The organism is Amycolatopsis cynarae (assembly GCF_026802195.1).
GTDB lineage: Bacteria > Actinomycetota > Actinomycetes > Mycobacteriales > Pseudonocardiaceae > Amycolatopsis_E > Amycolatopsis_E rhizosphaerae.
Genome location: NZ_CP113836.1, coordinates 1,321,023 through 1,343,898 on the forward strand (window position 1 = coordinate 1,321,023; position 22,876 = coordinate 1,343,898).

Genomic DNA, 22,876 nt, shown 5'->3' on the forward strand with positions numbered 1-22,876 from the left:
TCAGGGACCTGAGAGATTCCAATGCGGCTTTCTAAGCCGCCATCGCGTACAGCACTTCGCGCAGGTCCCGGGCGTCGGCTCGGTCCTCGCGCCAGACGACGCGCAGGGCCAGTTCGGCGGGCGGCGGGCCGAGGGCGACGAGGGTGCCGTCGGCGAGGTCGCCCGTGACGGCGAACTCCGGCAGCAGAGCGATTCCGAGCCCCTGGGTGATCCAGGCGCGGATGGTGGAGACGCTGTCGAACTCGATCCGCTTGCCCGCCGGGCCGAGCAGCCGCTCGGCGGCCATGCGGAACGAGCAGCCGGGCGGCGTGACCAGCAGGGTTTCCGCGGAAAGTTCCCGTGGCGCAACGGAACCGGCATCCGCCAGCGGGTGACCCGGTTTGGCGACGAGGAACAGGCGTACCGCTCCGACGTCCACAAAGGACAGCTCGGGACCAGGCGTGAAGCCCAGCGCACCCAGGGTGTCCCCGGTGTCCAGCAGCAGCCCGGCGTCGAGTTCACCGTCGGAGACCGCGCGCAGCAGCGGCGCACGCATCATCGACCGCACCGACAGGTCGAGATCCGGCCTGCGGTCACCGAGACGTCCGATGATCGCGGGCAGTCGCGTGGCGATCAGGGTTTCGAGCGTGCCGATCGTGACGCGGGGGCGGGCATCGGCGAGCAACCGCCGGATCGCCTCCGCGTGTTCCAGCAGCCGCCGCGCTTCGGGCAGCAGCACGCGCCCGTGCTCGCTCAGCACCATCCCGTTCGGTTTGCGCTCGAACAACTCCACCCCGAGGGAGTGTTCCAGCGTGCGGATCCGGTCGGACACCGTGGCGGGGGACAGGCCCAGCCGCTCGGCGGCGCCGGAGACCGTGCCGGTGGCGGCGACCGCGGTGAAGCCGCGAAGCTGGCGGAGTTCCACGCCCCCACCCTAAGGCGTGAGCATTCGGTTTTTCCGAACGTCGCATCCGGTTCCGTCCGTTGAGCGCGCACCGCCCCGGCCCGCACAGTCTGCGGCGTGACGATCTCCAAGACCACCGGGCGCGGCCACACCGGCCGCCTGCTCGGTGTTTCCCTGGCCTACTTCCTCGTTCTGCTGGACACCACCGTCCTCACCGTCGCCCTGCCGTCGCTGGGCGGTTCGCTGGCCGCACGGCAATGGGTGGTCAACGGCTACACCGTGGCCTTCGCGGCCTTCCTGCTCGGCGGAGGCGCACTGGCCGACCGGTTCGGCGCGCTGCGCGTGTTCCGGTCGGGCGTTGCCGGGTTCGGCCTGCTGTCCCTGCTCTCGGCGGCCGCCCCGAACCTGACGGTGCTGGTGGTGCTGCGCCTGCTGCTCGGTGTGGCCGGTGCGGCCTGCCTGCCCAGTTCGCTGGCCCTGATCGGCGCCCTCTACCCCGAACCCGCGCGGCGGGCCAAGGCGCTCGGCGCCTGGGCGGCGATCACCGGTGTCGCGCTCGCCGCGGGGCCGCTGGCGGGTGGTGCGCTGGTCGCCCTCGGCGGCTGGCGCGCGGTGTTCCTGGTCAACGTGCCGCTCGCGGCGGCGGGGCTCGCCCTCGCGCGCGGGATCCCCAGTGCCGAGGGAGAGCGTGCCCTCGACTGGCCCGCCCAGTTCGCCGTGTGCCTGTTCCTCGGTCTGCTCACCGACGCCATCATCGACCGGCGGATCGTCTCGGCCGTGGCCGCGGCCGTCGTGTTCGCCGTGTTCGTGATCCGGGAGCGAAGGAGCAGGACGGCCACCGTGCCTCCTGAACTGATCCGGGTGCCCGGGGTGGCGACCGGCCTGGCCTCGGGCGCGGCGATCAACTTCGTGCTCTCGGGCACGTTGTTCGTGGTGACGCTGGCCCTGCAGGACGGACGGCACCTCACCGCTGTCCAGACCGGGCTGGCGTTCCTGCCGCTGACCCTGCCCACGGCCTTCAACCCGCTGATCACCAGCCGGATCGTGGCGGCCCGCGGGCCGCGGCTGCCGGTCCTGTGCGGGCTGCTCCTGCTCACCGCCGGAGCCGGGCTCCTCGCGGCCACCGCTCCAGCGCCCTACCCGGTGCTCGCGCTCGGCCTGGCGCTTCTCGGGTTCGGGGTCTCCTTCTCCCTGCCCGCACTGGTCACCGCGGTCGTCTCGGGCGCACCCGACGGGTATGCCGGAACGGCGGGCGGACTGCTGAACGCGGTCCGGCAGATGGGTGCCACGGTCGGGGTCGCGGTGATGGGCACCGGGATCGGCGCCGGGGGGTACGGCCCGGCGTTCGTGACCGCCGCCGCGGTGTGCGGGGCGGCCACGCTCGCCTGCGCCGCCGTCATGCGCTGAGGCGCTCCCAGAGGAACTCGAACAGCAGCGCCCACTTCCGCGCGAGCTGCTCGTTGTCCGCGGCGCCGCCGTGCCCGCCTTCGATGTTCTCGTAGTAGCGGACGTCGTGCCCCTGTTCCAGCATCTTCGCGACCATCTTGCGCGCGTGCGCCGGGTGCACCCGGTCGTCGCGGGTGGAGGTCATGAACAGGGTGGGCGGATACTTCCCTCCACTGTGGACGTTCTGGTACGGCGAGTACCGGCGGATGAAGTCCCATTCGATCGGGTCGTCGGGGTCGCCGTATTCCGCCATCCAGGAGGCGCCCGCCAGCAGCAGGTGGTAGCGGCGCATGTCCAGCAGCGGGACCTGGCACACGATCGCGCCGAACAGTTCGGGGTAGCGGGTGAGCATGACGCCCATCAGCAGCCCGCCGTTGCTGCCGCCCTGGATGCCGAGCCGGTCGGCCGTGGTGATGCCGCGGTCGACGAGGTCGGCGGCCACCGCGGCGAAGTCCTCGTAGACGCGGTAGCGGTTCTCCTTGATCGCCTGGGTGTGCCATCCGGGGCCGTACTCGCCGCCGCCCCGGATGTTCGCCAGCACGTAGGTGCCGCCGCGGGCCAGCCAGCCGCGCCCGGTCACGCCGCTGTAGCCGGGCAGGTTGGAGACCTCGAACCCGCCGTAGCCGGTGAGCAGGGCCGGCCCGCCCGCGGCGTGGGGCCGGACCACGAAGTACGGGATCTGCGTCCCGTCCGGGGAGGTGGCGAAGAACTGGTCCACCGTGATGTCCGCGGCGTCGAACCGGGCCGGGGAGGATTTCAGCGTTTCCACCTCCTCCCGGACGTGCCCGTACTTCAGCGTCGGCGGTTCGGTGAACCCGCTGGTGGAGAGCAGGTACTCGTCGCTGTGCTCCGGGTCGGTGCCGATGATCTCCGCGACGCCGAACTCCGAGGACCCGGCCAGCGGCTCCCGCCGCCAGCCCTCGCCGGGGGAGAGCACGTGCAACTCGCTGCGCACGTCGGACAGCGTGGACAGCAGCAGGTGGTTCCGTGTCCACACGTAGTCCTCGAGCGAGGTGTGCGCGTCCGGCTCGAACAGCACCGTCAGCTCGCGGGAACCGGCGAGGTAGTCGTCGAACCGGGCGGCGAGCAGGGTGCCCGCCGCGTACTCGCGGGCATTGACCTCCCACGGGGAGCGCAGCCGGATGAGCAGCCATTCCCGGTGCACCGACGTGTTCGCGTCCTCCGGTACCTCGATGCGCACCAGGCGCTCGGCCGTGCGCAGGTACTTCTCCACCCGGTAGAAGTCCAGTGACCGGCCGACGAAGTCCCGTTCGAAGCCCGGGGTCGGGTCGTGGTAGGCGAACACCGAGACGTCCTCGGGTTTGCCCTCGTAGACGGTCGTCGCGGCGGACAGCGGGGTGCCGCGGCGCCATTCCTTGATCACGCGGGGATAGCCCGACGTGGTCAGCGAGCCCTCGCCGAAGTCGGTTCCCACGTAGATCAGGTCCTCGTCGATCCACCCGACCCGGCTCTTGGCCTCCGGCAGCCGGTACCCGTCTTCGACGAAGGCCCGCCGGTCCAGGTCGAACTCCCGCACCACGCTGGCGTCCGCCCCGCCCCGGGACAGCTCCACCAGGCCGATCCGGTAGTCCGGCCGCAGTACCGCCGCGCCCTGCCAGACCCAGTTCTCGCCTTCGGCCTCGGCGAGCGCGTCCACGTCGAGCAGGATCTCCCACTCCGGCGCGTCCTTGCGGTACTCCTCCAGCGTGGTCCGCCGCCACAGCCCGCGGGGGTGCGCGGCGTCCTGCCAGAAGTTGTAGAAGTGGTCGCCGCGCCGCCGGATGTAGGGGATGCGGTCGTCGGCGTCGAGCACCTCGCGGATCCCGTCACGCAGCCGCGCGAACCGCTCACCGCTGGTGAGCTCGTCGAGGGTTTCGGCGTTGCGGGCCCGCACCCAGTCGAGCGCCGCGTCACCGGTCACGTCTTCCAGCCACTGGAACGGGTCTTCGTCAGCCATGGGACCAGTCTGCCAGTACTCGGGTGGGGTCAGCTCCAGTCGGGCGAGCGGCCGAGCAGGGCCAGGAACCGGTCGAGCTCCGGTGCGGCGGGGGAAAGCTCGACCACCGGGGCGAACGTGCCGCGTTCCCGCCGGAACTCCGGATCGGCGGGGATGCGCTCGGCGATGGCCAGCGCGGCCCGCACGGCCTCGGGGTCGGGATCGTAGGGCAGGTCGAGGCAGCGGGCGACGTCCCAGCCGTGGGCCACCGAGTCGACCAGGTGCATGCCTAGCGCGACGCGGCCGGGGAAGGTACCGAACTCGCGCACGGTCACAGGCCGGGTGAGCACCTCGTCGTCGTCGAAAGCGGCGAGAACGCCCTCCACGGATTCGGCGTAGCTGCGGTACGGGTCGTCGCCGAGTGCACCGCTGTCCCAATCGGGCGCCGAACCCTCGCGCAGGGCGGTGCCGAAGCCGCGGTTCTCACTCACCTGGTGGCGCAGGAGGTCACCCAGATCCCAGCCGTCGCACGGAGTGCGCCGGCCCAGGTCCGCCGGGCGCACGGTCGCCACGAGCTTGTCCAGGGTGTCCAGCGCGCGGCGGTCCAGTTCACGAATGTCCATACCGGAAAACCTAGGGCAGCGACCGGCACTGTTGAGGAGCCAAAAACCCGGAAATGTCGGTGGGCCAATCTAGGGTCGGTGCGTGGACATCCACATCGACCTCAAGGCGGGGCGCGGGCTGCGGGACGAGATCTACCGGCAGCTCCGCGCCGCGATCCTCGAAGAGCGGTTGCGGCCGGGTGAGGCCCTCCCGCCGACACGGGAACTGGCGCAGCGGCTTTCGGTGTCCCGCAACACGGTCAGCGCTGCTTACGACCGGCTGGGCGCGGAAGGGTTCCTCACGACGAAGACCGGTGCGGGCACCTTCGTCCGCCGCGGATCGGCGCGCCCGTCCCCGCCGTCCCCGTCCGGCATGGCGCTGAATCCCGTACCGGTCTGGGACGAGGTGCCCGAGCTTCCGCGGCGGTTCGCGGTGCACCCCGCCTACGACTTCCGTGCCGGTGCCCCCGACGTCACCCACTTCCCTTTCGACACATGGCGCCGCCTGGTCACCGAGCAGCTCCGCGGCAGTCGGGCCGAGGTGCTGACCTACGGCGACCCGCGGGGGCACGCCGGGTTGCGGGAGGCCATCGCCCGCCAGATCGGCCTCTCCCGCGACATCCGCGCCCGGCCCGAGGACGTGCTGGTCACGAACGGCTCGCAGCAGGCGATCGATCTCGCCGCCCGAGTCCTGCTGCAACCGGGGGACCGGGTCGCGGTGGAGGACCCGGGCTACCCGCCGCCGCGGCACCTGTTCACCACCCTGGGAGCACGCCCGGTCCCGGTACCGGTCGACGAGGAAGGGCTGCGGGTCGACGCGATTCCCGACGACTGCCGTCTGGTGTATGTGAGCCCCTCGCACCAGTTCCCGCTGGGCACCGCGATGTCCCTGGCGCGCAGGCTCGAGCTGATCGCCTGGGCCGACCGGCGGGACGCGGCGATCGTCGAGGACGACTACGACAGCGAGTTCCGCTACACGGGACGGCCGCTGGAGCCGTTGCACAGCCTGGACACCACCGGCCGGGTGCTCTACGTCGGTTCCTTTTCGAAGGTGCTGCTGCCCGCGCTCCGCCTCGGGTTCCTGGTGGCGCCACCGAACCTGCACAAGGCGCTGGGCAAGGCCAGGTCCCTGACGGACTGGCATGCCCCCACCGTCGAGCAGGCCGCGCTGGCGCGCTTCATGGAGGAGGGCGGCTTCACCCGCCACGTGCGGAAGATGCGCCGGGAGTACCAGGCGCGGCACGAGACGGTCAGCCGGATCGTGCGACGCGATTTCGCGGACCACCTGACCCTGGTGCCTTCGACGGCCGGCCTGCATCTGACTGCCCGCAGCCGGGTGCCGTCCCGTCCGATCGTGCAAGCGGCACGGCGGACGGGAGTGTGGCTGTACTCGCTCGGCGACTTCACCGCGAAGCGGGACGCACTGGCGGGCCTGGTCTTCGGTTTCGGAGCCATCCCGCTCGGGAAGATCGAGCCGGGGCTGGCCCGGCTGCGAGACGTCTTCGACGTCCAGGGCTAGAGCACGGTGTCGTGGGCGTGTTCGCCGAACTCGGCGGACCGCACGCGCGCCACCTGCTCGTACCTGCTGACCCGCTCGGTCCAGGCCGTGGTGACTCCGAAGGCCTTCGCGGTGAACCCGTTCGCGCTGATCGCCTCGCGCACCTCCTCCCGCTGATCCGGCGCGAGCACACGGAGCGGCGAGCCGATGGCCGTGGTGTGCGGCGGCACGAAGAACTCGTCCGGTACCTCGGTACCGGCGTGTACGAGCGCGCCGACCGCGACGCACGCGCCAGGGCCGAGCCGGGCGCCCTGCAGCACCGTCGCCTGAGCGGCGAGGTAGCAGCAGCGGCCGACGACCGCTCCCAGCACCGTGGTGTGCGGGCCGACGAACGCGTGGTCGCCGATCACCACGGGATGCGGGGGGTGGGTCACCGCGGTCGCGCGCAGCACGGCGTGTTCGGCCACCACGGCGGTGGTCCCGACCTCGATCCGCGCCCCTTCCGCGTCCAGGACCGCGCCGTACATCACCCGCGCGTGCGGGCCGACACGCACCGCACCCACGAGCGTGGCGTTCGGGGCCACATAGGCGGTGGGATCGATGCTGGGCATCGCGCCCCGGTGCTTGACCAGCATGATTCCAGGCTGACTCACCGCCGCCGCCGGGCGCTGGCGGAAATCGGACGTCACCTTCGCCCGGTTCACGACTTCCGCACCCGGCGCCCGCACCTTACCCTGATGTGAACCACATCACTCCCCGGAGGTGGCGGATGCGGATCGCGGACGTGTTGCGCAACAAGGGCACCGCTGTGGCCACGGTGCCTCCCGAGGCCACCGTGGCCGAACTGCTCGCCGGGCTCGCCGAGCACAACATCGGCGCCATGGTGGTGGTCGGCCCGGAGGGGGTGGCGGGCATCGTTTCCGAGCGCGACGTGGTGCGCAAGCTGCACGAACGCGGCGCCGAAGTGCTGTCCCGGCCCGTGTCGGAGATCATGACCCGGCTGGTCGCCACCTGCACACCCCGGGATTCCGTGGACGATCTGACGGTACTGATGACGCGCCGCCGCATCCGTCACGTCCCGGTCCTCGACGGCGCACGGCTGGCCGGGATCGTCAGCATCGGCGACGTGGTCAAGACCCGTATGGAGGAGCTGGAGACCAGCCAGGAGCAACTCCACGCCTACATCACCCGCGGCTAGAGCCTGTTTTGGCGGAACCCGACGATCGCGGTCACGTGAAGGTGCGATCCTTCGGGCGCTCCCAGCCGGTGATGAAGCGTTCGATGTCCGGCCAGATCCGTTCGCGGGCCTCGGTGCGGGGCACACCGGACATGAGCAGCGCGTCGTAGTCGGTGTTCTCGTGCCGGACCGAGGCGATCACGGCCAGCCGTACGGCGTTCTCGTCCACGGCGCGGCCCGCCGCCGTCCGCCCGATCCGGCCACTGCCGCGGGTCCCGGCGTGTTCGGCGATGGCGCGGGCCCGGTCCGGGGGACAGCCCGGGAACAGGCGCCGGATCTCGTCGGCCATCGCGGCCTGGAACTCGACGTCCTGCTCCGCGCGCCGCTCCGCGTCGCGCTCACGGCGCCGTGCCCGGATGTCCTCGTCGGCCAGGCACTGGTCCTCGGCCCGCTCCAGGGCCGCCCGTTCGACGAGTATCCCTTGCCGCTCATAGCGTTTGCGGCGCCGGTTGAACCGCATCACCAGCGCGGAAAGCGTGCTCTCCTTCTTCGCCCGCCGGGACAGGGCGGCATTGCCGGAGGGCAGGAACAGCAGGTGGTCGAAGTCCGCGCAGGACAGGCACAGCGACGCGTCGTCCTCCATGAACCGGAGGACCCCCGCCCGCCAGTGCACCCCGCAGCCGGCGCAGATCCAGTTGTCCACCGAGACGAGCACGACCAGATCGGGCGCCTTGTTCTGCCGTTCCTCCAGTCGTTCGCGCTGCTTTTCCGACAGACCGGGCGAGACCCAGTGCGTGCGGAAGGCGCGCTGCGTCGCTTCGTCGTCGGTGAACACGAGCGGCCGCTTGTCGCGGGTCCCCGCGAGATAACCGGCCTCGCTCGGGTCGAGGCCCCGTTGCCGCGCCCAGTCCCGCAGGTGGTCCAGTGCGGCCCTGGCCTTCGATTCCGGCACCGGGAGCGCCTCGGCCAGCGGGCCCATCCGGCCGTGGCGCCAGTCCTCGACGGTCACCGACGTGAGCCAGCCCAGTGCCACGAGCACATCGACGGGGGCCACATAGCGGCGGGCGCGCAGCGCCGCCTCTGCCGCCTCGGTCACGCGTTGCTGGAGTTTGGGCTTGTCGGACATGGTGCGGTGCAGTCTAGTGAGTGGGTTAGGGCCGCATGAGGCCACTGCGGTAGGCGAGTGCGACCGCCTGGGCCCGGTCGCGAAGACCGGCCTTGGCGAACAGGTGGTTGACATGGGTCTTGACGGTGGCTTCGCTGATCACCAGCGTGCGCGCGATTTCCACATTGGACAGACCGGTCGCGATCAGGCGCAGGACTTCGAGTTCACGCGCCGTCAGCCCCTCGACGGCACCCGTGCCCGGCCCCTGGCCCCGGTCGGCGGCGGCGACCAGGCGCTCCTGCAGATCGGAGTGCAGCGTGGACAGGCCCTGCGCGGCCGAGCGCAGCGCGTGGCCGATCGCTTCGGCGTCGGCATCCTTCGTGAGGTACCCCCGGGCACCGGCCCGCAGCGCCGACAGCAGCGAATCATCGTCGGAGTAGGTGGTCAGGACCACGACCTCGGTACCGGGACACTCGGCGCGGACGCGGGCGGTGGCAGTGACCCCGTCACAGCGAGGCATCCGCAGATCCACCAGCAGCACGTCAGGCCGGTGCGCGGCGACCTGGGCGAGCGCCTCAAGCCCGTCGGCCGCCGCGCCCACCACCTCGATGCCCGGCAGCAGGCCGAGCAGGGTGACCAGGCCTTCGCGCACCACGGCCTGGTCGTCGGCGACGACCACTCGCAGCGGGATCACGCCGGTAGCGCCAGGCGCACCCGCCATCCGTCCTCCCCAGGTCCGGTGGAAAGCCGCCCGCCGAGCAGATCGGCGCGTTCGGCCATCCCGCGCAAACCGTAGCCCGCGGTGTCCGCCGGCGCCGGTGCCCTGCCCTGGTGGTCTGTCACGGTGACTTCGATCCCGTCTTCGCTGAACGACAGCGCCACGTGCACGGAGGCGCCGGGAGCGTGTTTGCGGGTGTTGGAAAGCGCTTCCTGGACGGTCCTGAGCACGGTGGTCGCGGGGGCGGCGCCGACCGGTCTGGGGCTGCCCTGCACGGTCAACTCGGCGGCTGCGCCGCTGTCCAGCCGGTAGCCCGTGAGGAGATCGGCGATCGCGCGCTCCAGGGGCACCGGGTCCTCCCGAAGCGCCGCCACGGCCCGGCGGGCTTCGGTGAGCCCGTCGGAGGCCAGCCGCTGGGCCCGCTCGATCTGGGCGAGCACCTCCGGGTTCGCCCCGTCGCGGAGCAGCATCAGGCGCGCGCCCTGCAGGTTCAACGCGAGCCCGGACAACGAATGGGCGAGCACGTCGTGCAGGTCCCGCGCGATCCGGGCGCGCTCGGCGAGCGCGGCGGCCAGCGCGTGCTCCTCGGCAGCGGTCCGGGCCCGCGCCAGGGCCAGTTCGGTCTGCTCCATCCGCTCCGCGCGGCTTCGGCGGTTCAGGCCCAGCAGCATGACCACGCCGACCATCGTGACGTTGAGCAGGGCACTGTGGATGTTCGTCTCGTCGCGCACGTACAGGACGACGAGCATGGCGATCACACTCACCGCGACGCCGAGACCGGCGCGGGCGGTGAGGAAGCGCGCGGCGTAGAAGACCGTGGTGAACGGGACCACGGAGGTCAGGCCGTGGGGCTGCAGGACCCACAGTGTCCCGCTGCTGGCGGCCAGGACGGTCAGTGAGACCGGCAGCACCCATGGCGGCCAGGCCGGCAGCCACAGCAGCGGCAGCGAGGAGAGGAACGCGGCCGCGGCCACGGCGCCGGTGACGGGAGTCAGCGCCGGGACCATCCCGGCCAGCGGGAGTGCGACGAAGAGCCAGCGCAGCGACTCCAGTACCGGAGAGAACCGATCCCGCAGGATGTCCGGGTTCATGTCCCTCAGCATGCCGAACGCCGCGTTCAGCGGCGCTGGAGGGCGAGTGCGGAGGCATCGGTGGCGATGGTCAGCCCGGCCCGGCGCGCCTTGGCGCCGATGACCGCGTTCTGGATGGCGAGACTCAGGCCGAGCGACAACCAGAGCGAGGCGGTGGTCAGCGCGCCCAGGGCGCCGAAGTGGGCGCCCAGGACGGCGAGCCCGACGCGGATCGCGACCGTCGCCAGCCACAGCACCAGTGTCGGCGTGCCGCCCTTCTGGAAGGCGTACCCGTCGCGTTCGCTGACCCTTGTGGTGACTCCCCGCGCGATCCCCAGCGGTGCCAGCACCAGCAGATCGACCGCGGTGAAGGCGATTTCGGCGGCGGAGGCGTGCGGTAGTTCGGGTACGCAGTCCGCCGCGCCGATCACCAGCAGGAGGGCGGGGACCAGCACCATGCGGCGGGTGGTCAGCGTGCTACCGCGGACCTGCCGGATCACCACGCGCCAGAGGACGAAGACGGCGAGTGCGACGTAGATCAGGATCTGCAGGGGTGCCACGGGGTTCTCCTCGGTTGTCGGGCTGGGCCGAGACTCCCGCGAACGGACCCCGCACCGCATCGGAGCGGAGGTGGGTTTCCGGCATCCACCCCAGGGTGGAGCCGGTTTGTACGGAACATGTACCGGTGCCTGGTTCGCTCGGGCCGATTCCCCGAGCGAGGAGGTAGATCATGAGCAGAGCGCGCCGGCTCGCGGTACTGGCCGCGACGGCCGTGTTGTCCGCGATGGGGGTGGTGCTCGCGGGCGGGACCCCGGCACTGGCCGCCCCGAACTTCCAGGTTCCGTTCCAGTGCGGTGTGACGGTGACGGCCGCGACCTTCAGCGGTCACAGCCCGGCGAACGCCGTGGACTTCCAGCGTGACGCCATCACCGGGATGCCGGTGCTCGCGGCGGCTTCCGGCACCGTCACCCGCGTGGAAGATCTCGGCTCCACGAGCTACGGAAAGTGGATCGAGATCGACCACGGTGGCGGCTGGCGGACGCGGTACGCGCATCTGTCCGCCCAGCAGGTGTCGGTGGGGCAGTCGGTCGGGCAGGGCGCCCAGATCGGCAAGGCGGGGGCCACCGGCGGGGTGACGGGCCCGCACCTGCACTTCGAGGAGAACCTCAACGGGGTGACCCAGAAGGCTGTGCTCAACGGCGTGGCCGTTCCCTACTACGGGCACACCTCCTTCACCAGCAAGAACAGCTGCGGCGGCAACCCGTACACCCCCGAACAGGTCTGCGGCTCCGGTTTCACCGCCATCGACTCGGCGGGACTGGGCGGCTCCGGAACCGTCTACCTGCTCTACAACTCCGCCACGAAGGCCAACTGCGTGGCCACGCTCAAGGCGGTCTCGCTCGGGCAGGCCACCGCGGTTTCGGCCTTCCTGGAGCCGCAGGGATCGACCCGGAAGACGGATTCGGGGAACTTCGCTTACTACGCTGGGCCGGTGACCGCGGTCGCCGGCGCGACCTGTGTGCGGTGGGGCGGTTCCGTCGGTTCTTCCTCCTACACCAGCCCCTTCGAACACTGCGGCTGAGCACTGGCCGGGTAACCCGACGGGTCCGGTGCGCGCCGCGGCCGGGCCCGTTGGGGATGAATTGTCCACAAGGGACCGGTTGTCCCCAGGCGCCCGAAGTTCCCCTCCCCACGGCGCCCGCACTGCCCCAAGGTGGAGTCATGACCACCACCACAAGCCCCCAGCCGGACGGCAGGATCAAGATCAGCATCAAGGATCCGGCGGAACTCATCACCTCGCTTCCGTGGCTGCTGGGTTTCCGGCCTGCCCGGTCGCTCATCGTGCTCGGCCTCGACGGCTTCGAAGACCGCTGTTCCCCCGTGCTGCGCCTCGATCTCCCGGCCCGTGAGCACGAGCGGGAGGTGGCGGAGCGGCTCGCCGCCCTGTTCTCGCGCCATCCGGGGTCGACGGTCGTCCTCGTCGTGGTCGGGCAGCGGCCGGAGCATCCGCCCCATCCCGGCCGCCCGCCCCATCTCCGCCTGGTGGAACGACTCACCGAGGCCTTCGCCGCGATCGGCAGGAAGGTGGGACATGCCCTGTGGACCAATGAAGTCCGGGGCGGGCAGCCCTGGCGGTGCTATGACGATCTCGACTGCCACGGTCTCCTGCCCGACGAGCGCGAAACGGTGGCCGCCGCGGTCATGGTCTCCACCGGTGCCGTGACCTTCGACAGCCGGGAGGAACTCGCCGCGCAGTTGCGGCCGGACGATCCGGCCGCGGTCGAGCGGTGCCGTCCACTGCTGCGGGCGGCGATGCGGGACTTCGAGGGGACGGTTCCCACGAAGGCCGCCCTCGAGGAGCGTGCGGCGACGGTCCGCGAGGCCCTCACCCGGGTCCGCCGTTCGGACACGGCCTTCACCGACAAGGAGATCGTGCGACTCGCGCAGGCACTGGCCGACACCCAGGTGCGGGACGCCTGTCTGACCACCGCCGTCCCGCCGCGCAGTGAAAGCAGTTTCGCCGCGGAACGGCTCTGGCTCGAACTCGTCCGCCGCACCCCGGAACCCGAACGTGCCGCCCCCGCCACGCTGCTCGGCTATTCCGCCTACCAGCGGGGAGAAGGAGCGCTGGCCAACCTGGCCTTCGACAACGCGCTCGCCGCCGACCCCGGGTATCTGCTGGCCGCCCTCCTCCGGCGCTGCCTCGAACACGGAATCGCGCCGGACACTGTGCGGCATCTCGGTTGTGTGGGCGAGGTGGGCCTGCTGGTGGCCCCGGGGCCCGAAGACCGGGAGGGGATCCCCTGAACCGGTCCCGTTCCCGGGGAACGGCGCCGGTCCCCGGGGTGGCCTGCCGCCATGGTCAGCGGCGATCCTGCGTGAACCGCCAGGCATCGCTGACGATGCCGAAGAGGTCGGCGCGTTCCGGTTTCCAGCCGAGCTCGGTGCGGGCCCGGTCGCTGGCGGCCACCAGGATCGCCGGGTCTCCGGCCCGCCGCGGCGCGACCACGGCCGGGATCGGGTGCCCGGTCACCTCACGGCAGGTCTCGATCACCTGCCGGACCGAAAAGCCGGTGCCGTTGCCCAGGTTGTAGATCTTGTGCTCGCCCGCGGTCGCGTGCTCCAGGGCCAGCAGGTGCGCATCGGCGAGGTCGGCCACGTGGATGTAGTCCCGCACGGCCGTGCCGTCCTCGGTCGGGTAGTCCTCGCCGTAGATCTGCACCTGCTCGCGGTCGCCGGTGGCCACCTGCAGCACCAGCGGGATCAGGTGGGTTTCCGTGGTGTGCCGTTCCCCGTAACGCCCGTAGGCACCGGCGACGTTGAAGTAGCGCAGGCTCACCGCCGCCAGCCCGTGCGCGCGGGCGTAGCTGGTGATGGCGTGGTCGATCGCCAGCTTCGTGGCGCCGTAGGTGTTGGTGGGCCGGGTGGGTGCGGTCTCCGGGATCGGGCTCTCCTCGGGCTCGCCGTAGGTGGCCGCGGTCGAGGAGAACACCAGCCGCCCGGTGCCGTGCTCGCGCATCGCGTCCAGCAGGCGGATCGCGGTGAAGACGTTGCCGTGCCAGTACTTCGCGGGGTCCTGCATCGACTCGCCGACCAGGGACTTCGCCGCGAAGTGCAGCACACCGTCGAAGCCCTCGCCGAGCAGGCCGGCGGTGGCTTCGGCGGCATCGCCCTCGACGAACCGGGCCCCCTCCGGCACCGCGTCGGCGTGCCCGGTCGACAGGTCGTCCACGACGACGACTTCATGCCCGGCCTCCAGGAGGCGGGCCGCACAGACACTGCCGACGTATCCGGCGCCGCCGGTGACGATCAGTTTGCGGGGCTTGCGGTCTTGAGCGGTCGCCATGGTGTCGTCGGGAACCTTTCTCGAAGCGATGAAGGAGGTGACACGGCCAGTGTGGACCATCCGCCTGTGAGCGCCGCACAGGATGGGGCCCGCCGGGCCGGTCGGTCACAGATCGCGGCCGACCCGGCGGAGGGCACCGCCACGAAGGTCCGTCCTGGCTCGCCGACGCTACCGGTCGGCCCCCTTATGGACCGTGGCGGTGGAGATGCCCATGCTGCGGCTTCCGCGTCGGGTTGATGACCGCGGCTGGCCCGGACATGCCCCCGCTCAATGGCCGGTCAGGTACGTGGTGAGTCGGGTCAACAGGGGTACGCAGTCCCGCAGACTCTGCTGCTCGGCCGCGGTGAGCGTGTCGTGGATGGCGTTGTGCAGCGAGCTGGTGCGCTGATCACGCTCCTGCCGCAGGCGTGCTCGCCCGGCATCGGTGATGCCCAGGAGCACCTTGCGTCGGTCGTCGGGGTGGGGTTCCGCATACACCAGGCCGGCGCCGAGCAGGTCCTTGACCGACTTCGCGGCCGACTGGTGACTCACCATCCGCCGCTGCGCCAGGTCGGCGGTGGTCTGCCGGCCGTCCCGGTCGAGGTAGCCGAGGATGGCGGCTTCGCCGCCGGTCATCGTGTCGACGGTCCGCACCGTGCGGACCAGCGCCCCGATCGCGTGTCGCAGGTCTTCGGCCAGTGTGTCGTCCACCTCTCGAGCCTACCGGATTCGCGCAGGCAAGTTGTACAGTCTAGTTGTACAACTTGGTTGCATATATTTGGAGGGATAAACCATGCAGCTCACGAAGTTCGGGCACGCCTGCGTCCGCGTCGAATCCGCCGGTCAGCGTCTGGTCATCGACCCGGGCGGCCTGACCGACCCACACGCCCTCGACGGCGCCGACGCGGTCCTGGTCACCCACGAGCACTTCGACCATTTCTCCGAAGACACCCTGCGCCAGGCCCTCCAGCAGAACCCACGCCTGCACCTCTGGACCAACACCGCCGTCGGCGGCAAGCTCACCGACCTCGGCGCACGCATCACCGTCGTCGGCGAAGGCGAAGTCTTCACCGCGGCCGGCTTCGAGGTGAAGGTCTACGGCACCTGGCACGCGGTCATCCACCCCGACATCCCGCGCGTGACCAACATCGGGTTCCTGGTCAACGGCGCCCTGTTCCACCCCGGCGACGCGCTCACCGTCCCGGACGCAGCCGTCGACACCCTGCTGCTGCCCGTCCACGGTCCCTGGTCCACCACCGGGCAGCTGATCGACTACGTGCGCGAAGTGGCGCCGCGGCAGGTCGTCGGCGTCCACGACGGCGCCCTCAACGACGTTGGCGGCGCGATGGTCGCCGGCTTGCTGGGTGACAACGGACCCGGCACCGGCAGCCCCTACCAGCGGCTGACGTCCGGCGCGTCCGCCGACCTCGGCTGACGTGCGGTACGCCACCATCCGGCACGCGGGAACCACGGCGGCCGCGCGCGTCGACGGCGGCCGGCTGGTCGTCCTCGACGCCGTCGACGCCGTGGCGGCCATGGCCAGCCACACGCCGGTCAAGGCCGTGACCGAGCGGGATCCGGCCACGGCCGAGTACCTGCCGGTGTCTCCGCGACCTGCGCACGTCCTCTGCGTGGGCCTCAACTACCGCGACCACATCCGCGCGCTGCGCCGGCCGGAACCGGCGTTCCCGGCGCTGTTCGCCAAATTCGCCTCGACCCTCCTCGGCCCAGCGGACCCGCTGGTGCTGCCTGCGGTCAGCGAGCAGGCCGACTGGGAGGCCGAGCTCGCCGTCGTGATCGGCCGCCCCGCGCGCGGGCTCGACCCGGCGCAGGCCCGCTCGGTCATCGCCGGGTACACCGTGGCCAACGACGTTTCGATGCGGGACTGGCAGCACCGGACCAGTGAGGCGTTGCAGGGCAAGGCGTTCGACCGCTCGACCCCGCTCGGCCCGGTCCTCGTCAGTCCCGGTGCGCTCGACGACGCCCGGGACCTGGCCGTCGTCTGCGAGATCGACGGCCAGGTCCGCCAGCGCGGCACCACCCGAGATCTCCTGTTCCGGCCCGCGGAGCTCGTCGCCTACATCAGCCGGTTCCTGACCCTGCTCCCGGGCGACGTCATCCTCACCGGGACACCGGGCGGGGTAGGCGAGGAAACCGGCACTTTCCTGCGTCCCGGTCAGGTGATGCGCACGACGGTCGAGGGCATTGGGACGTGCGTCAACCCGACCGTCGCGCCGGAACACTGACGTTGTTCGCGCGGTGAATTCGGCCTCGTCGCGCTCGACGGAGCCGCTGCTGTCATGTCCTGGGCGGGGGACTTGGATGGGGCCGGCCGGGCCGGTCGGTCACAGATCGCGGCCGGCCCCGGCGGAGGGCACCGCCACGAAGGTCCGCGGCGGGCGCCACCCCTCGCGCTCGTAGGCGGCGGCCACCGCCTCCTCCACCGCGGTCATCGCCGCTTCGGGCACGAGCGCGATGGCGGAGCCGCCGAACCCGCCGCCGGTCATGCGAGCGCCGAGCGCACCGGCCTCGCGGGCGGCATCGACCGCGGTGTCGAGCTCGGGAGTGGAGATCCGGTAGTCGTCGCGCATGCTGACGTGGGAGGCGTCCAGGAACGGCCCGATCCCGGCCAGCCGTCCCTCGCGCAGCAGGCCGACGACATCGAGCACCCGCTGGTTTTCGGTGACGACGTGGCGCACCAGCGGCACCAGTTCGGCGGGCAGCTGGTCGAGGGTGGCGTCCAGGTCGCCGGGAGCGACGTCCCGCAGGGCCTTGAGCCCGAGCAGGGTGGCGGCGGTCTCGGTACCCCGGCGGCGCTCGCCGTAGCCGCCGTCGCTGTGCGAATGCCTGGTCCGCGTGTCGATGACCACGACGCGCAGACCGGCCGCGGCGGCGTCGAACGGCACCTGCTCGGTTTCGCCGGACCGGACGTCGAGGAACAGCACGTGCGCCTGCGTGCAGCACAGCGAAGCCGTCTGGTCGAGCAGGCCGGTGGGGGCGCCCACGAAGTCGTTCTCCGCGCGCTGCACCCAGCGGGCGATCTGCTGGCGGGCCGGAGCGCCAGGAGCGTCCAGTTCCACCCCGGCGAGGCCCATCAGGGCCAGGGAAACCGCGCATTCGAGCGCATGAGAGGAGGACAGACCGGCACCGGTGGGCACGTCACCGGCCAGCACCACGTCCGCACCGCGGTCGAAGCCGTGGTCACGCAGCACCCAGGCCACGCCCGCGGGATAGGCCGCCCAGCCGTCCACCACCCCTGGGGCGAGGTCCGCGATCGCCACCGGTTCGGCCTGTTGGATCTTGCCGTCCGAGCCGAGTGTGGCCACCGAAAGCGTCCCGTCCTCGCGCGGGGCGGCCGCGGCCGCGAGCCGGTGGGGGAGGGCGAAGGGGAGGACGAACCCGTCGTTGTAGTCGGTGTGTTCGCCGATGAGGTTCACCCGTCCCGGTGCCGACCAGACGCCGAGGGGCGCCCGGCCGTACACCGAGTGGAACGCCTCGGCAGCCTCGTACGCCTGAGAACGCGCGGAACCCCCCGCGCCGACCGGACTCTGACTCTCGTTCAACCCTGACCCATCCCGGCGGGGGTCGCCCGCCTGCTCCTGACCGCCGCATACCGGCCGGTCCCTCACCCTGCTGCACGTGCCGGAGGTGTCACTTGCGGAGGAGAGTGCCACCTTCGCCGGCGCGTCTGTTCACCATGCCATGGCGGAGAGGGGGCCGGGTGAGTCCGGGGTTGCCTACGGAAAGCAATCGAACGGGTGCGGAAAACGTGCGCCGAGGCAGGGGGTGGGAAAGCGGCTGCGAAACGGACTGGAGAGCCTGCGCGCGCCGGCAAAGCGCGGTGGAGGTGGGGCCGGGGGAGGGAAGGGGTGGGGCCCCGACTGCGGCGGAAGGGGCGCCCTCGTCAGCGGGCCTGGGCCAGCACCGCGTGCAGGGCCGACATGGGCACCTGGACGCTCGCCCGTTCCCCGCTGACCTCGACCGTGCCGCCCCCGGCGGCCCGGGCCACCTGCACCGTCCTGCCGGGCACGACGCCGGCGGACTTGAGCTCGACCATGAGCTTCTCGTCCAGCTGCACGTGCTCGGCGATGCGCCGGACCTCGGCCTTGCCGCCGCCGGAGCGGGCGAACTCGTCGAGCCGGATCAGGTTCGCCTCCATCGGCGGTGCGGGCAGGCCGCCGTTGCCGAGCTTGTCGAGCCCGGGGATCGGGTTGCCGTAGGGCGAGGTCGTGGGGTGGTTGAGCAGCTTGACGAGCTTGCGCTCCACCGCCTCGCTCATCACGTGCTCCCAGTGGCACGCCTCGGTGTGGACCTGCTCCCACTCCAGACCGATCACGTCGAGCAGGAGGCGCTCCGCCAGGCGGTGCTTGCGCATCACCGCGGTGGCGAGTTCGCGGCCGTGGTCGGTCAGCTGCAGATGCCGGTCGTCGGCGACCCGCACCAGGCCGTCCCGTTCCATGCGCGCCACGGTCTGGCTGACCGTGGGGCCGCTCTGTTGCAGCCGCTCCGCGATGCGGGCGCGCAGCGGTACGACACCTTCCTCTTCGAGCTCGAAGATGGTCTTCAAGTACATCTCTGTGGTGTCGATGAGATCGTTCACGATGTCCCCTTCGTCCGCAGGAATCCATGGTAGTCGTTCACACCGACACTCAGCCCAGGTGATCGAGGCCTTCGGACCCTCTCCACGCGTCCCCGTCCGACTACCATCAGGCCTCATGCAGCGTTCCGCCGTCGTCTGGGACCCCGCACTGCTCGGTTACGACCTCGGCGGTGAGCACCCCTTCAACCCCGTCCGCCTCCAGCTGACCATCCGGCTGGCGTCCGCGCTGGGCGTCCTCGACGGGGTGCCGCTCCTGACGCCGCACCCGGCGCCGGACGACCAGTTGCTCCGCGTGCACGCGGACGAATACCTCGCCGCGGTCAAACAGGCCCCGATGGCCACCTGGGACGTCGGGCACGGCCTCGGCACCGCGGACAACCCCGTGTTCAGCGACATGCACGACGCGTCCGCGCTGGTCGTCGGCTCCACCCTGCTGGCCGCGGCCGAGATCGCCGAGGGCCGGACGCGCCGCGCGGTGAACATAGCGGGTGGCCTGCACCACGCGATGCGCGACCACGCCTCCGGTTTCTGCGTCTACAACGACTGTGCCGTCGCCATTTCCTGGCTGCTGGAGCAGGGCTTCGAGCGGATCGCCTACATCGACACCGACGTGCACCACGGCGACGGGGTGCAGGCGGCCTTCTATTCGGATCCGCGGGTGCTGACCGTTTCGCTGCACCAGCACCCGTTCACGCTTTGGCCCGGCACGGGCTACTCGGCCGAGACCGGTGCCGGGGCGGGCGAGGGCAAGGCCGTGAACATCCCGCTCCCGCCCGGAACCCGGGACGCGGGTTGGCTTCGGGCCTTCCACGCCGTGGTTCCGTCCGTGCTCGAGCAGTTCCGGCCGCAGCTCCTGGTGACCCAGTGCGGGGTCGACTCCCACGACGAGGACCCGCTGGCGGACCTCTCGCTGTCCGTGGACGGGCATCGCGCGATCTACGCCACCCTCCGCGACCTGGCCGAACGGTATGCGGAAGGCCGGTGGCTCGCCGTGGGCGGCGGTGGATACCAGCTGATCCGCGTGGTGCCCCGCTCCTGGACGCATCTGATCGCCACCGCACTGGACCGTGATGTGAAGCCGGAGACGGCGGTTCCGGCGGAATGGACCGATATGGTGCGGAAGGCGGCGCCGCGAGCGGAGCTGCCGCCGTCGATGACCGACGGCGTGGACGCCGCCTACCGGCCGTGGGGCGACGGGAACGACGACGCGGTGGACATCGCGATCCGCGACGCGCGGCGAGCGGTCTTCCCGTTCTACGGCCTGGACCCGGACGACCCGAGAGACTAGGCGGAGATGAAGATCGGCAACAGTGCGGCGGGCCACGCGGGCCGGCGCGACCCCTACGACTATCCGCGCAGCTGGGAAGCGGATGTGGTGCTCTCCGACGGCGGCACCGTCCACTTGCGGCCGATCGTGCCGAGCGACGCCGACGGCCTGGTGGCCTTCCACGGCAGGCTGTCCGAGCGGACCCGGTACCTGCGCTACTTCGGCGCCTACCCCCGGATCCCGCAGCGCGATCTGGAGCGGTTCTCGGTGGTGGATCACCACGACCGCGTCGCGTTCGTCGCGTTGCTGGGCGACGACATCGTCGCGGTCGGACGCTACGAACGGCTCGGGGACGGTCCGTCCGCGGAGGTCGCCTTCGTGGTGGACGACGCGCACCAGGGCCGGGGTCTCGGCTCGATCCTGCTCGAACATCTCGCCGCCGCGGCCCGGGAGTCGGGGCTGCGCCGGTTCGTCGCCGAGGTGCTCGCCGAGAACTCGGCCATGGTGCGGGTGTTCCGGGACGCCGGGTACCAGGTGAGCCGGGCGATCGAAGAGGGCGTGCTGCACCTCGAATTCGACATCGACCCCACGGAGGAGTCGCTCGCGGTGGCGCGGGCCCGTGAGCAGGCCGCCGAAGCCCGCAGCGTGTACAACCTGCTGCACCCGCAGTCGGTCGCGGTGATCGGTGCCTCCACCGATCCGATGAAGGTCGGGCACGCGGTCCTGATGAACCTGCTGGAGGCGGGTTTCACCGGCACCATCTACCCCGTCAACGCCGAACACCGGGCGGTGCGCGGGGTGCGGGCGTACAAATCGGTGCTCGAGATTCCCGATCCGGTGGACCTCGCGGTGGTCGCGGTGCCCGCCGACCAGGTCGAGTCGGTGCTGGACGGCGCCCTCGCCAAGGGGGTCAAGACGCTGCTGATCGTCACCGCCGGATTCGCCGAGGCGGGACCGCACGGGCTGCACGCCGAGCTGCGGCTGGTCGGCGAGGCACGGGCGCACGGGATGCGGGTGGTCGGCCCGAACGCGCTGGGTGTGCTCAACACCGACCCGTCCGTGCGGCTCAACGCGACTCTGGCGCCGAAGCTGCCCTCCCGCGGCCGCGCCGGGTTCTTCTGCCAGTCGGGCGCGCTGGGCAGCGCGATCCTCGCCGACGCGGGGGCGCGCGGCCTCGGCCTGTCCACCTTCGTCTCGGCGGGCAACCGCGCGGACGTCTCCGGCAACGATCTCCTGCAGTACTGGGAAACCGACCCGGACACCGATCTGGTGCTGCTCTACCTCGAATCCTTCGGCAACCCGCGCAAGTTCGCGCGGCTGGCCCGTCGGCTCGGGCGCACGAAGCCGATCGTGGCGGTGAAGTCGGGCAGGCACGCGGTGCGGCCGCAGCTGGCTTCGACCTCGGTCGAGGTGGACGAGGCGAGCGTGCAGGCGCTGTTCGAGCAGGCGGGCGTGGTGCGGGTGGAGACGCTGGCGCAGCTGTTCGACACCGCGCTGATCTTCGCCCACCAGCCGCTGCCCGCGGGGCCGCGGGTCGGCATCGTGGGCAATTCGAGTGCGATCGGTCTGCTGGCCGCGGACACCGCGCGGGCGCAGGGGCTGAAGCTGGCCTTCGAACCGGTGGACGTGGGTCCTCAGGCGGGGCCCGCCGAGTTCGCCGCCGCGGTGCGGGAAGCCCTTATCTCGCGGGAAACCGACGCGCTCGTGGTGGTGTTCGTGCCGCCGCTGGCCACCCCGGGAACCAGCTACGCCCGCGCGCTGCGCGAGGCGGTGCACGAACTCGACGCGCAGAAGCCGATCGTGTCCACCTTCCTGGCCGCGGAGGGGGTGCCGGCGGAACTGGCGGTCCCGGGTGCGGACGGCGCGCCGGGGCGCGGCTCGATCCCGTCCTTCCCCAGCCCGGAGCGCGCGGTGAACGCGCTGGCGAAGGTGGTGCGGTATGCCGCGTGGCGGCAGCGGCCGCAGGGGAACCTGGTGCGCCCGGCCGGGTTGCACACGGAGGCGGCCCAGGAAATCGTCCGTGAACTCGTCGACGACGTCGAGGACAGGAACATCGTGCTGGAGGACGAGGACGTCGTCCGGCTGCTGCACTGCTACGGCATCGAGGTAGTGCCGTTCCGGGTGGTCTCGAGCGCGGACGAGGCCGTTGCCGCCGCCCGGGAACTGCGGTATCCCGTGACGGTGAAGGCGGTTGACGAGCGGTTGCGGGGCAGGCCGGATCTGGCGGGCGTGCGGCTGGACCTGGCCTCCGAGGACGAGGTGCGCCGCAGCTACCACGATCTGCGCGAGGTGTCCGGCGAGGACGAAATGTACGTGCAGAAGATGGCGCCGAAGGGCATTTCCTGTTTCGTGGGCCTGCAGGACGACCCGTCGTTCGGCAGCCTGGTGTCCTTCGGGCTGTCGGGTCTGGTCAGCACGCTGCTCGGCGACCGGGCCTACCGGGCGGTCCCGCTGACCGACGTGGATGCGGCCACACTGATCCGCGAACCCAAGAGCGCCCCGCTGCTCACCGGTTATCGCGGTGACGAGCCCGCGGACCTGGCGGCGTTGCAGGACGTGGTGCTACGGGTGGCCGCGCTGGCCGAGGACAACCCGGAGGTCCGCGCGCTGCACCTGGACCCGGTGATGGCCTCGCCCGAGGGCGCCTTCGTGGCCAACGCGCGGATCGTGGTGGGGCCGCCGCCGGCCCGGCCGGACACCGGGCCGCGGCGTCTCCGTGCCATCAACGCCCCCGACTAGAGCCGATTC

At 71.5% G+C, this 22,876-nt stretch carries 21 protein-coding genes; 9 read left to right on the forward strand and 12 right to left on the reverse strand.

The genetic code is table 11. The annotated features are described in order from the left end of the window. Positions 1–31 precede the first annotated feature (31 nt). On the reverse strand, positions 32–904 hold the full coding sequence (locus ORV05_RS06475) for a LysR family transcriptional regulator (RefSeq protein ID WP_268757528.1): 873 nt from the start codon (positions 902–904) through the stop codon (positions 32–34). Positions 905–1,000: 96 nt separating this feature from the next. Here ORV05_RS06475 and ORV05_RS06480 point away from each other — a divergent pair, with 96 nt between their 5' ends. Continuing rightward, positions 1,001–2,290: an MFS transporter gene (locus ORV05_RS06480; RefSeq protein WP_268757529.1), complete on the forward strand. Its 1,290-nt coding sequence runs from the start codon at positions 1,001–1,003 to the stop codon at positions 2,288–2,290. Here the strand turns inward: ORV05_RS06480 and ORV05_RS06485 are convergent. Both ORV05_RS06485 and ORV05_RS06490 read right to left on the reverse strand, forming a co-directional pair. After that, on the reverse strand, positions 2,280–4,286 hold the full coding sequence (locus tag ORV05_RS06485; RefSeq protein ID WP_268757530.1) for a prolyl oligopeptidase family serine peptidase: 2,007 nt from the start codon (positions 4,284–4,286) through the stop codon (positions 2,280–2,282). The genes ORV05_RS06480 and ORV05_RS06485 overlap by 11 nt on opposite strands. A gap of 29 nt (positions 4,287–4,315) precedes the next feature. Beyond that, on the reverse strand, positions 4,316–4,888 hold the full coding sequence (locus ORV05_RS06490; RefSeq protein WP_268757531.1) for a TIGR03086 family metal-binding protein: 573 nt from the start codon (positions 4,886–4,888) through the stop codon (positions 4,316–4,318). 82 nt (positions 4,889–4,970) lie between these two features. Between ORV05_RS06490 and pdxR the strand changes: the two genes are divergently transcribed. Continuing rightward, entirely contained in the window at positions 4,971–6,386 is a 1,416-nt protein-coding gene (pdxR, locus tag ORV05_RS06495; protein WP_268757532.1) for a MocR-like pyridoxine biosynthesis transcription factor PdxR, read from the forward strand. On the opposite strand, the gene ORV05_RS06500 is transcribed toward pdxR, so the two are convergent. Continuing rightward, a complete protein-coding gene (locus ORV05_RS06500) occupies positions 6,383–7,000 on the reverse strand; it encodes a gamma carbonic anhydrase family protein (RefSeq protein ID WP_268757533.1) in 618 nt (205 codons plus the stop codon). The two genes, pdxR and ORV05_RS06500, sit on opposite strands and share 4 nt — an antisense overlap. Positions 7,001–7,134: 134 nt before the next feature. On the opposite strand from ORV05_RS06500, the gene ORV05_RS06505 reads away from it, so the two are divergent. Next, entirely contained in the window at positions 7,135–7,563 is a 429-nt protein-coding gene (locus ORV05_RS06505; protein WP_268757534.1) for a CBS domain-containing protein, read from the forward strand. 31 nt (positions 7,564–7,594) lie between these two features. Here the strand turns inward: ORV05_RS06505 and ORV05_RS06510 are convergent, their stop codons facing one another. From ORV05_RS06510 to ORV05_RS06525, 4 genes are read right to left on the reverse strand one after another with little or no spacing between them, the layout of a single operon-like run. Then, positions 7,595–8,668 carry a DUF2293 domain-containing protein gene (locus ORV05_RS06510; protein ID WP_268757535.1) on the reverse strand — a complete coding sequence of 358 codons (1,074 nt, stop codon included), beginning with the start codon at positions 8,666–8,668 and terminating at the stop codon, positions 7,595–7,597. 25 nt (positions 8,669–8,693) lie between these two features. Next, positions 8,694–9,368, reverse strand: coding sequence for a response regulator (locus ORV05_RS06515; protein WP_268757536.1), 675 nt, complete (start codon positions 9,366–9,368; stop codon positions 8,694–8,696). After that, on the reverse strand, positions 9,338–10,456 hold the full coding sequence (locus tag ORV05_RS06520; RefSeq protein ID WP_268757537.1) for a sensor histidine kinase: 1,119 nt from the start codon (positions 10,454–10,456) through the stop codon (positions 9,338–9,340). Before ORV05_RS06520 ends, ORV05_RS06515 begins: the two co-directional genes overlap by 31 nt. Before the next feature lie 26 nt (positions 10,457–10,482). Beyond that, positions 10,483–10,995 carry a CcdC protein domain-containing protein gene (locus ORV05_RS06525; protein ID WP_268757538.1) on the reverse strand — a complete coding sequence of 171 codons (513 nt, stop codon included), beginning with the start codon at positions 10,993–10,995 and terminating at the stop codon, positions 10,483–10,485. A 170-nt stretch (positions 10,996–11,165) separates the two neighbouring features. Here ORV05_RS06525 and ORV05_RS06530 point away from each other — a divergent pair, with 170 nt between their 5' ends. Together ORV05_RS06530 and ORV05_RS06535 are read left to right on the forward strand one after the other, a co-directional pair. Continuing rightward, positions 11,166–12,017, forward strand: a complete 852-nt coding sequence (locus ORV05_RS06530; protein WP_268757539.1) for a M23 family metallopeptidase — start codon at positions 11,166–11,168, stop codon at positions 12,015–12,017. Positions 12,018–12,157: 140 nt separating this feature from the next. Further along, positions 12,158–13,243, forward strand: coding sequence for a DUF4192 domain-containing protein (locus ORV05_RS06535; protein ID WP_268757540.1), 1,086 nt, complete (start codon positions 12,158–12,160; stop codon positions 13,241–13,243). A 55-nt stretch (positions 13,244–13,298) separates the two neighbouring features. Here ORV05_RS06535 and galE read toward each other — a convergent pair whose 3' ends face one another. Both galE and ORV05_RS06545 read right to left on the reverse strand, forming a co-directional pair. Next, positions 13,299–14,282, reverse strand: a complete 984-nt coding sequence (galE, locus tag ORV05_RS06540; protein WP_268757541.1) for a UDP-glucose 4-epimerase GalE — start codon at positions 14,280–14,282, stop codon at positions 13,299–13,301. Positions 14,283–14,549: 267 nt separating this feature from the next. Continuing rightward, positions 14,550–14,972, reverse strand: a complete 423-nt coding sequence (locus tag ORV05_RS06545; RefSeq protein ID WP_268757542.1) for a MarR family winged helix-turn-helix transcriptional regulator — start codon at positions 14,970–14,972, stop codon at positions 14,550–14,552. Between the two features lie 82 nt (positions 14,973–15,054). Between ORV05_RS06545 and ORV05_RS06550 the strand changes: the two genes are divergently transcribed. Together ORV05_RS06550 and ORV05_RS06555 are read left to right on the forward strand one after the other, a co-directional pair. Then, the gene (locus ORV05_RS06550) at positions 15,055–15,696 is read left to right on the forward strand and encodes an MBL fold metallo-hydrolase (RefSeq protein ID WP_268757543.1); all 642 of its coding nucleotides are present in this window, start codon (positions 15,055–15,057) and stop codon (positions 15,694–15,696) included. Position 15,697: 1 nt separating this feature from the next. Beyond that, positions 15,698–16,507 carry a fumarylacetoacetate hydrolase family protein gene (locus ORV05_RS06555; protein WP_268757544.1) on the forward strand — a complete coding sequence of 270 codons (810 nt, stop codon included), beginning with the start codon at positions 15,698–15,700 and terminating at the stop codon, positions 16,505–16,507. Between the two features lie 99 nt (positions 16,508–16,606). Here ORV05_RS06555 and galK read toward each other — a convergent pair whose 3' ends face one another. Both galK and ORV05_RS06565 read right to left on the reverse strand, forming a co-directional pair. Further along, on the reverse strand, positions 16,607–17,824 hold the full coding sequence (galK, locus tag ORV05_RS06560; RefSeq protein WP_407652704.1) for a galactokinase: 1,218 nt from the start codon (positions 17,822–17,824) through the stop codon (positions 16,607–16,609). Positions 17,825–18,165: 341 nt separating this feature from the next. Further along, positions 18,166–18,861 (reverse strand): metal-dependent transcriptional regulator, encoded by a 696-nt coding sequence (locus ORV05_RS06565; RefSeq protein ID WP_268757545.1) that lies wholly within the window; start codon positions 18,859–18,861, stop codon positions 18,166–18,168. A 115-nt stretch (positions 18,862–18,976) separates the two neighbouring features. Between ORV05_RS06565 and ORV05_RS06570 the strand changes: the two genes are divergently transcribed. Both ORV05_RS06570 and ORV05_RS06575 read left to right on the forward strand, forming a co-directional pair. Beyond that, entirely contained in the window at positions 18,977–20,149 is a 1,173-nt protein-coding gene (locus tag ORV05_RS06570) for an acetoin utilization protein AcuC (protein WP_268757546.1), read from the forward strand. A gap of 6 nt (positions 20,150–20,155) precedes the next feature. Then, complete coding sequence (locus ORV05_RS06575) at positions 20,156–22,867, forward strand: bifunctional acetate--CoA ligase family protein/GNAT family N-acetyltransferase (RefSeq protein WP_268757547.1); 2,712 nt, start codon at positions 20,156–20,158, stop codon at positions 22,865–22,867. The last annotated feature ends 9 nt before the right edge of the window (positions 22,868–22,876 follow it).

What these genes read in the sequence shown, in the direction of transcription:
- ORV05_RS06485 (WP_268757530.1), bottom strand. Translation starts at nt 4,286, where the DNA reads ATGGCTGACGAAGACCCGTTCCAGTGGCTGGAAGACGTGACCGGTGAC.
- ORV05_RS06490 (WP_268757531.1), bottom strand. Translation starts at nt 4,888, where the DNA reads ATGGACATTCGTGAACTGGACCGCCGCGCGCTGGACACCCTGGACAAG.
- ORV05_RS06500 (WP_268757533.1), bottom strand. Translation starts at nt 7,000, where the DNA reads ATGCTGGTCAAGCACCGGGGCGCGATGCCCAGCATCGATCCCACCGCC.
- ORV05_RS06505 (WP_268757534.1), top strand. Translation starts at nt 7,135, where the DNA reads ATGCGGATCGCGGACGTGTTGCGCAACAAGGGCACCGCTGTGGCCACG.
- ORV05_RS06510 (WP_268757535.1), bottom strand. Translation starts at nt 8,668, where the DNA reads ATGTCCGACAAGCCCAAACTCCAGCAACGCGTGACCGAGGCGGCAGAG.
- ORV05_RS06515 (WP_268757536.1), bottom strand. Translation starts at nt 9,368, where the DNA reads ATGGCGGGTGCGCCTGGCGCTACCGGCGTGATCCCGCTGCGAGTGGTC.
- ORV05_RS06520 (WP_268757537.1), bottom strand. Translation starts at nt 10,456, where the DNA reads ATGAACCCGGACATCCTGCGGGATCGGTTCTCTCCGGTACTGGAGTCG.
- ORV05_RS06530 (WP_268757539.1), top strand. Translation starts at nt 11,166, where the DNA reads ATGAGCAGAGCGCGCCGGCTCGCGGTACTGGCCGCGACGGCCGTGTTG.
- ORV05_RS06535 (WP_268757540.1), top strand. Translation starts at nt 12,158, where the DNA reads ATGACCACCACCACAAGCCCCCAGCCGGACGGCAGGATCAAGATCAGC.
- galE (WP_268757541.1), bottom strand. Translation starts at nt 14,282, where the DNA reads ATGGCGACCGCTCAAGACCGCAAGCCCCGCAAACTGATCGTCACCGGC.
- ORV05_RS06550 (WP_268757543.1), top strand. Translation starts at nt 15,055, where the DNA reads ATGCAGCTCACGAAGTTCGGGCACGCCTGCGTCCGCGTCGAATCCGCC.
- ORV05_RS06570 (WP_268757546.1), top strand. Translation starts at nt 18,977, where the DNA reads ATGCAGCGTTCCGCCGTCGTCTGGGACCCCGCACTGCTCGGTTACGAC.
- ORV05_RS06575 (WP_268757547.1), top strand. Translation starts at nt 20,156, where the DNA reads ATGAAGATCGGCAACAGTGCGGCGGGCCACGCGGGCCGGCGCGACCCC.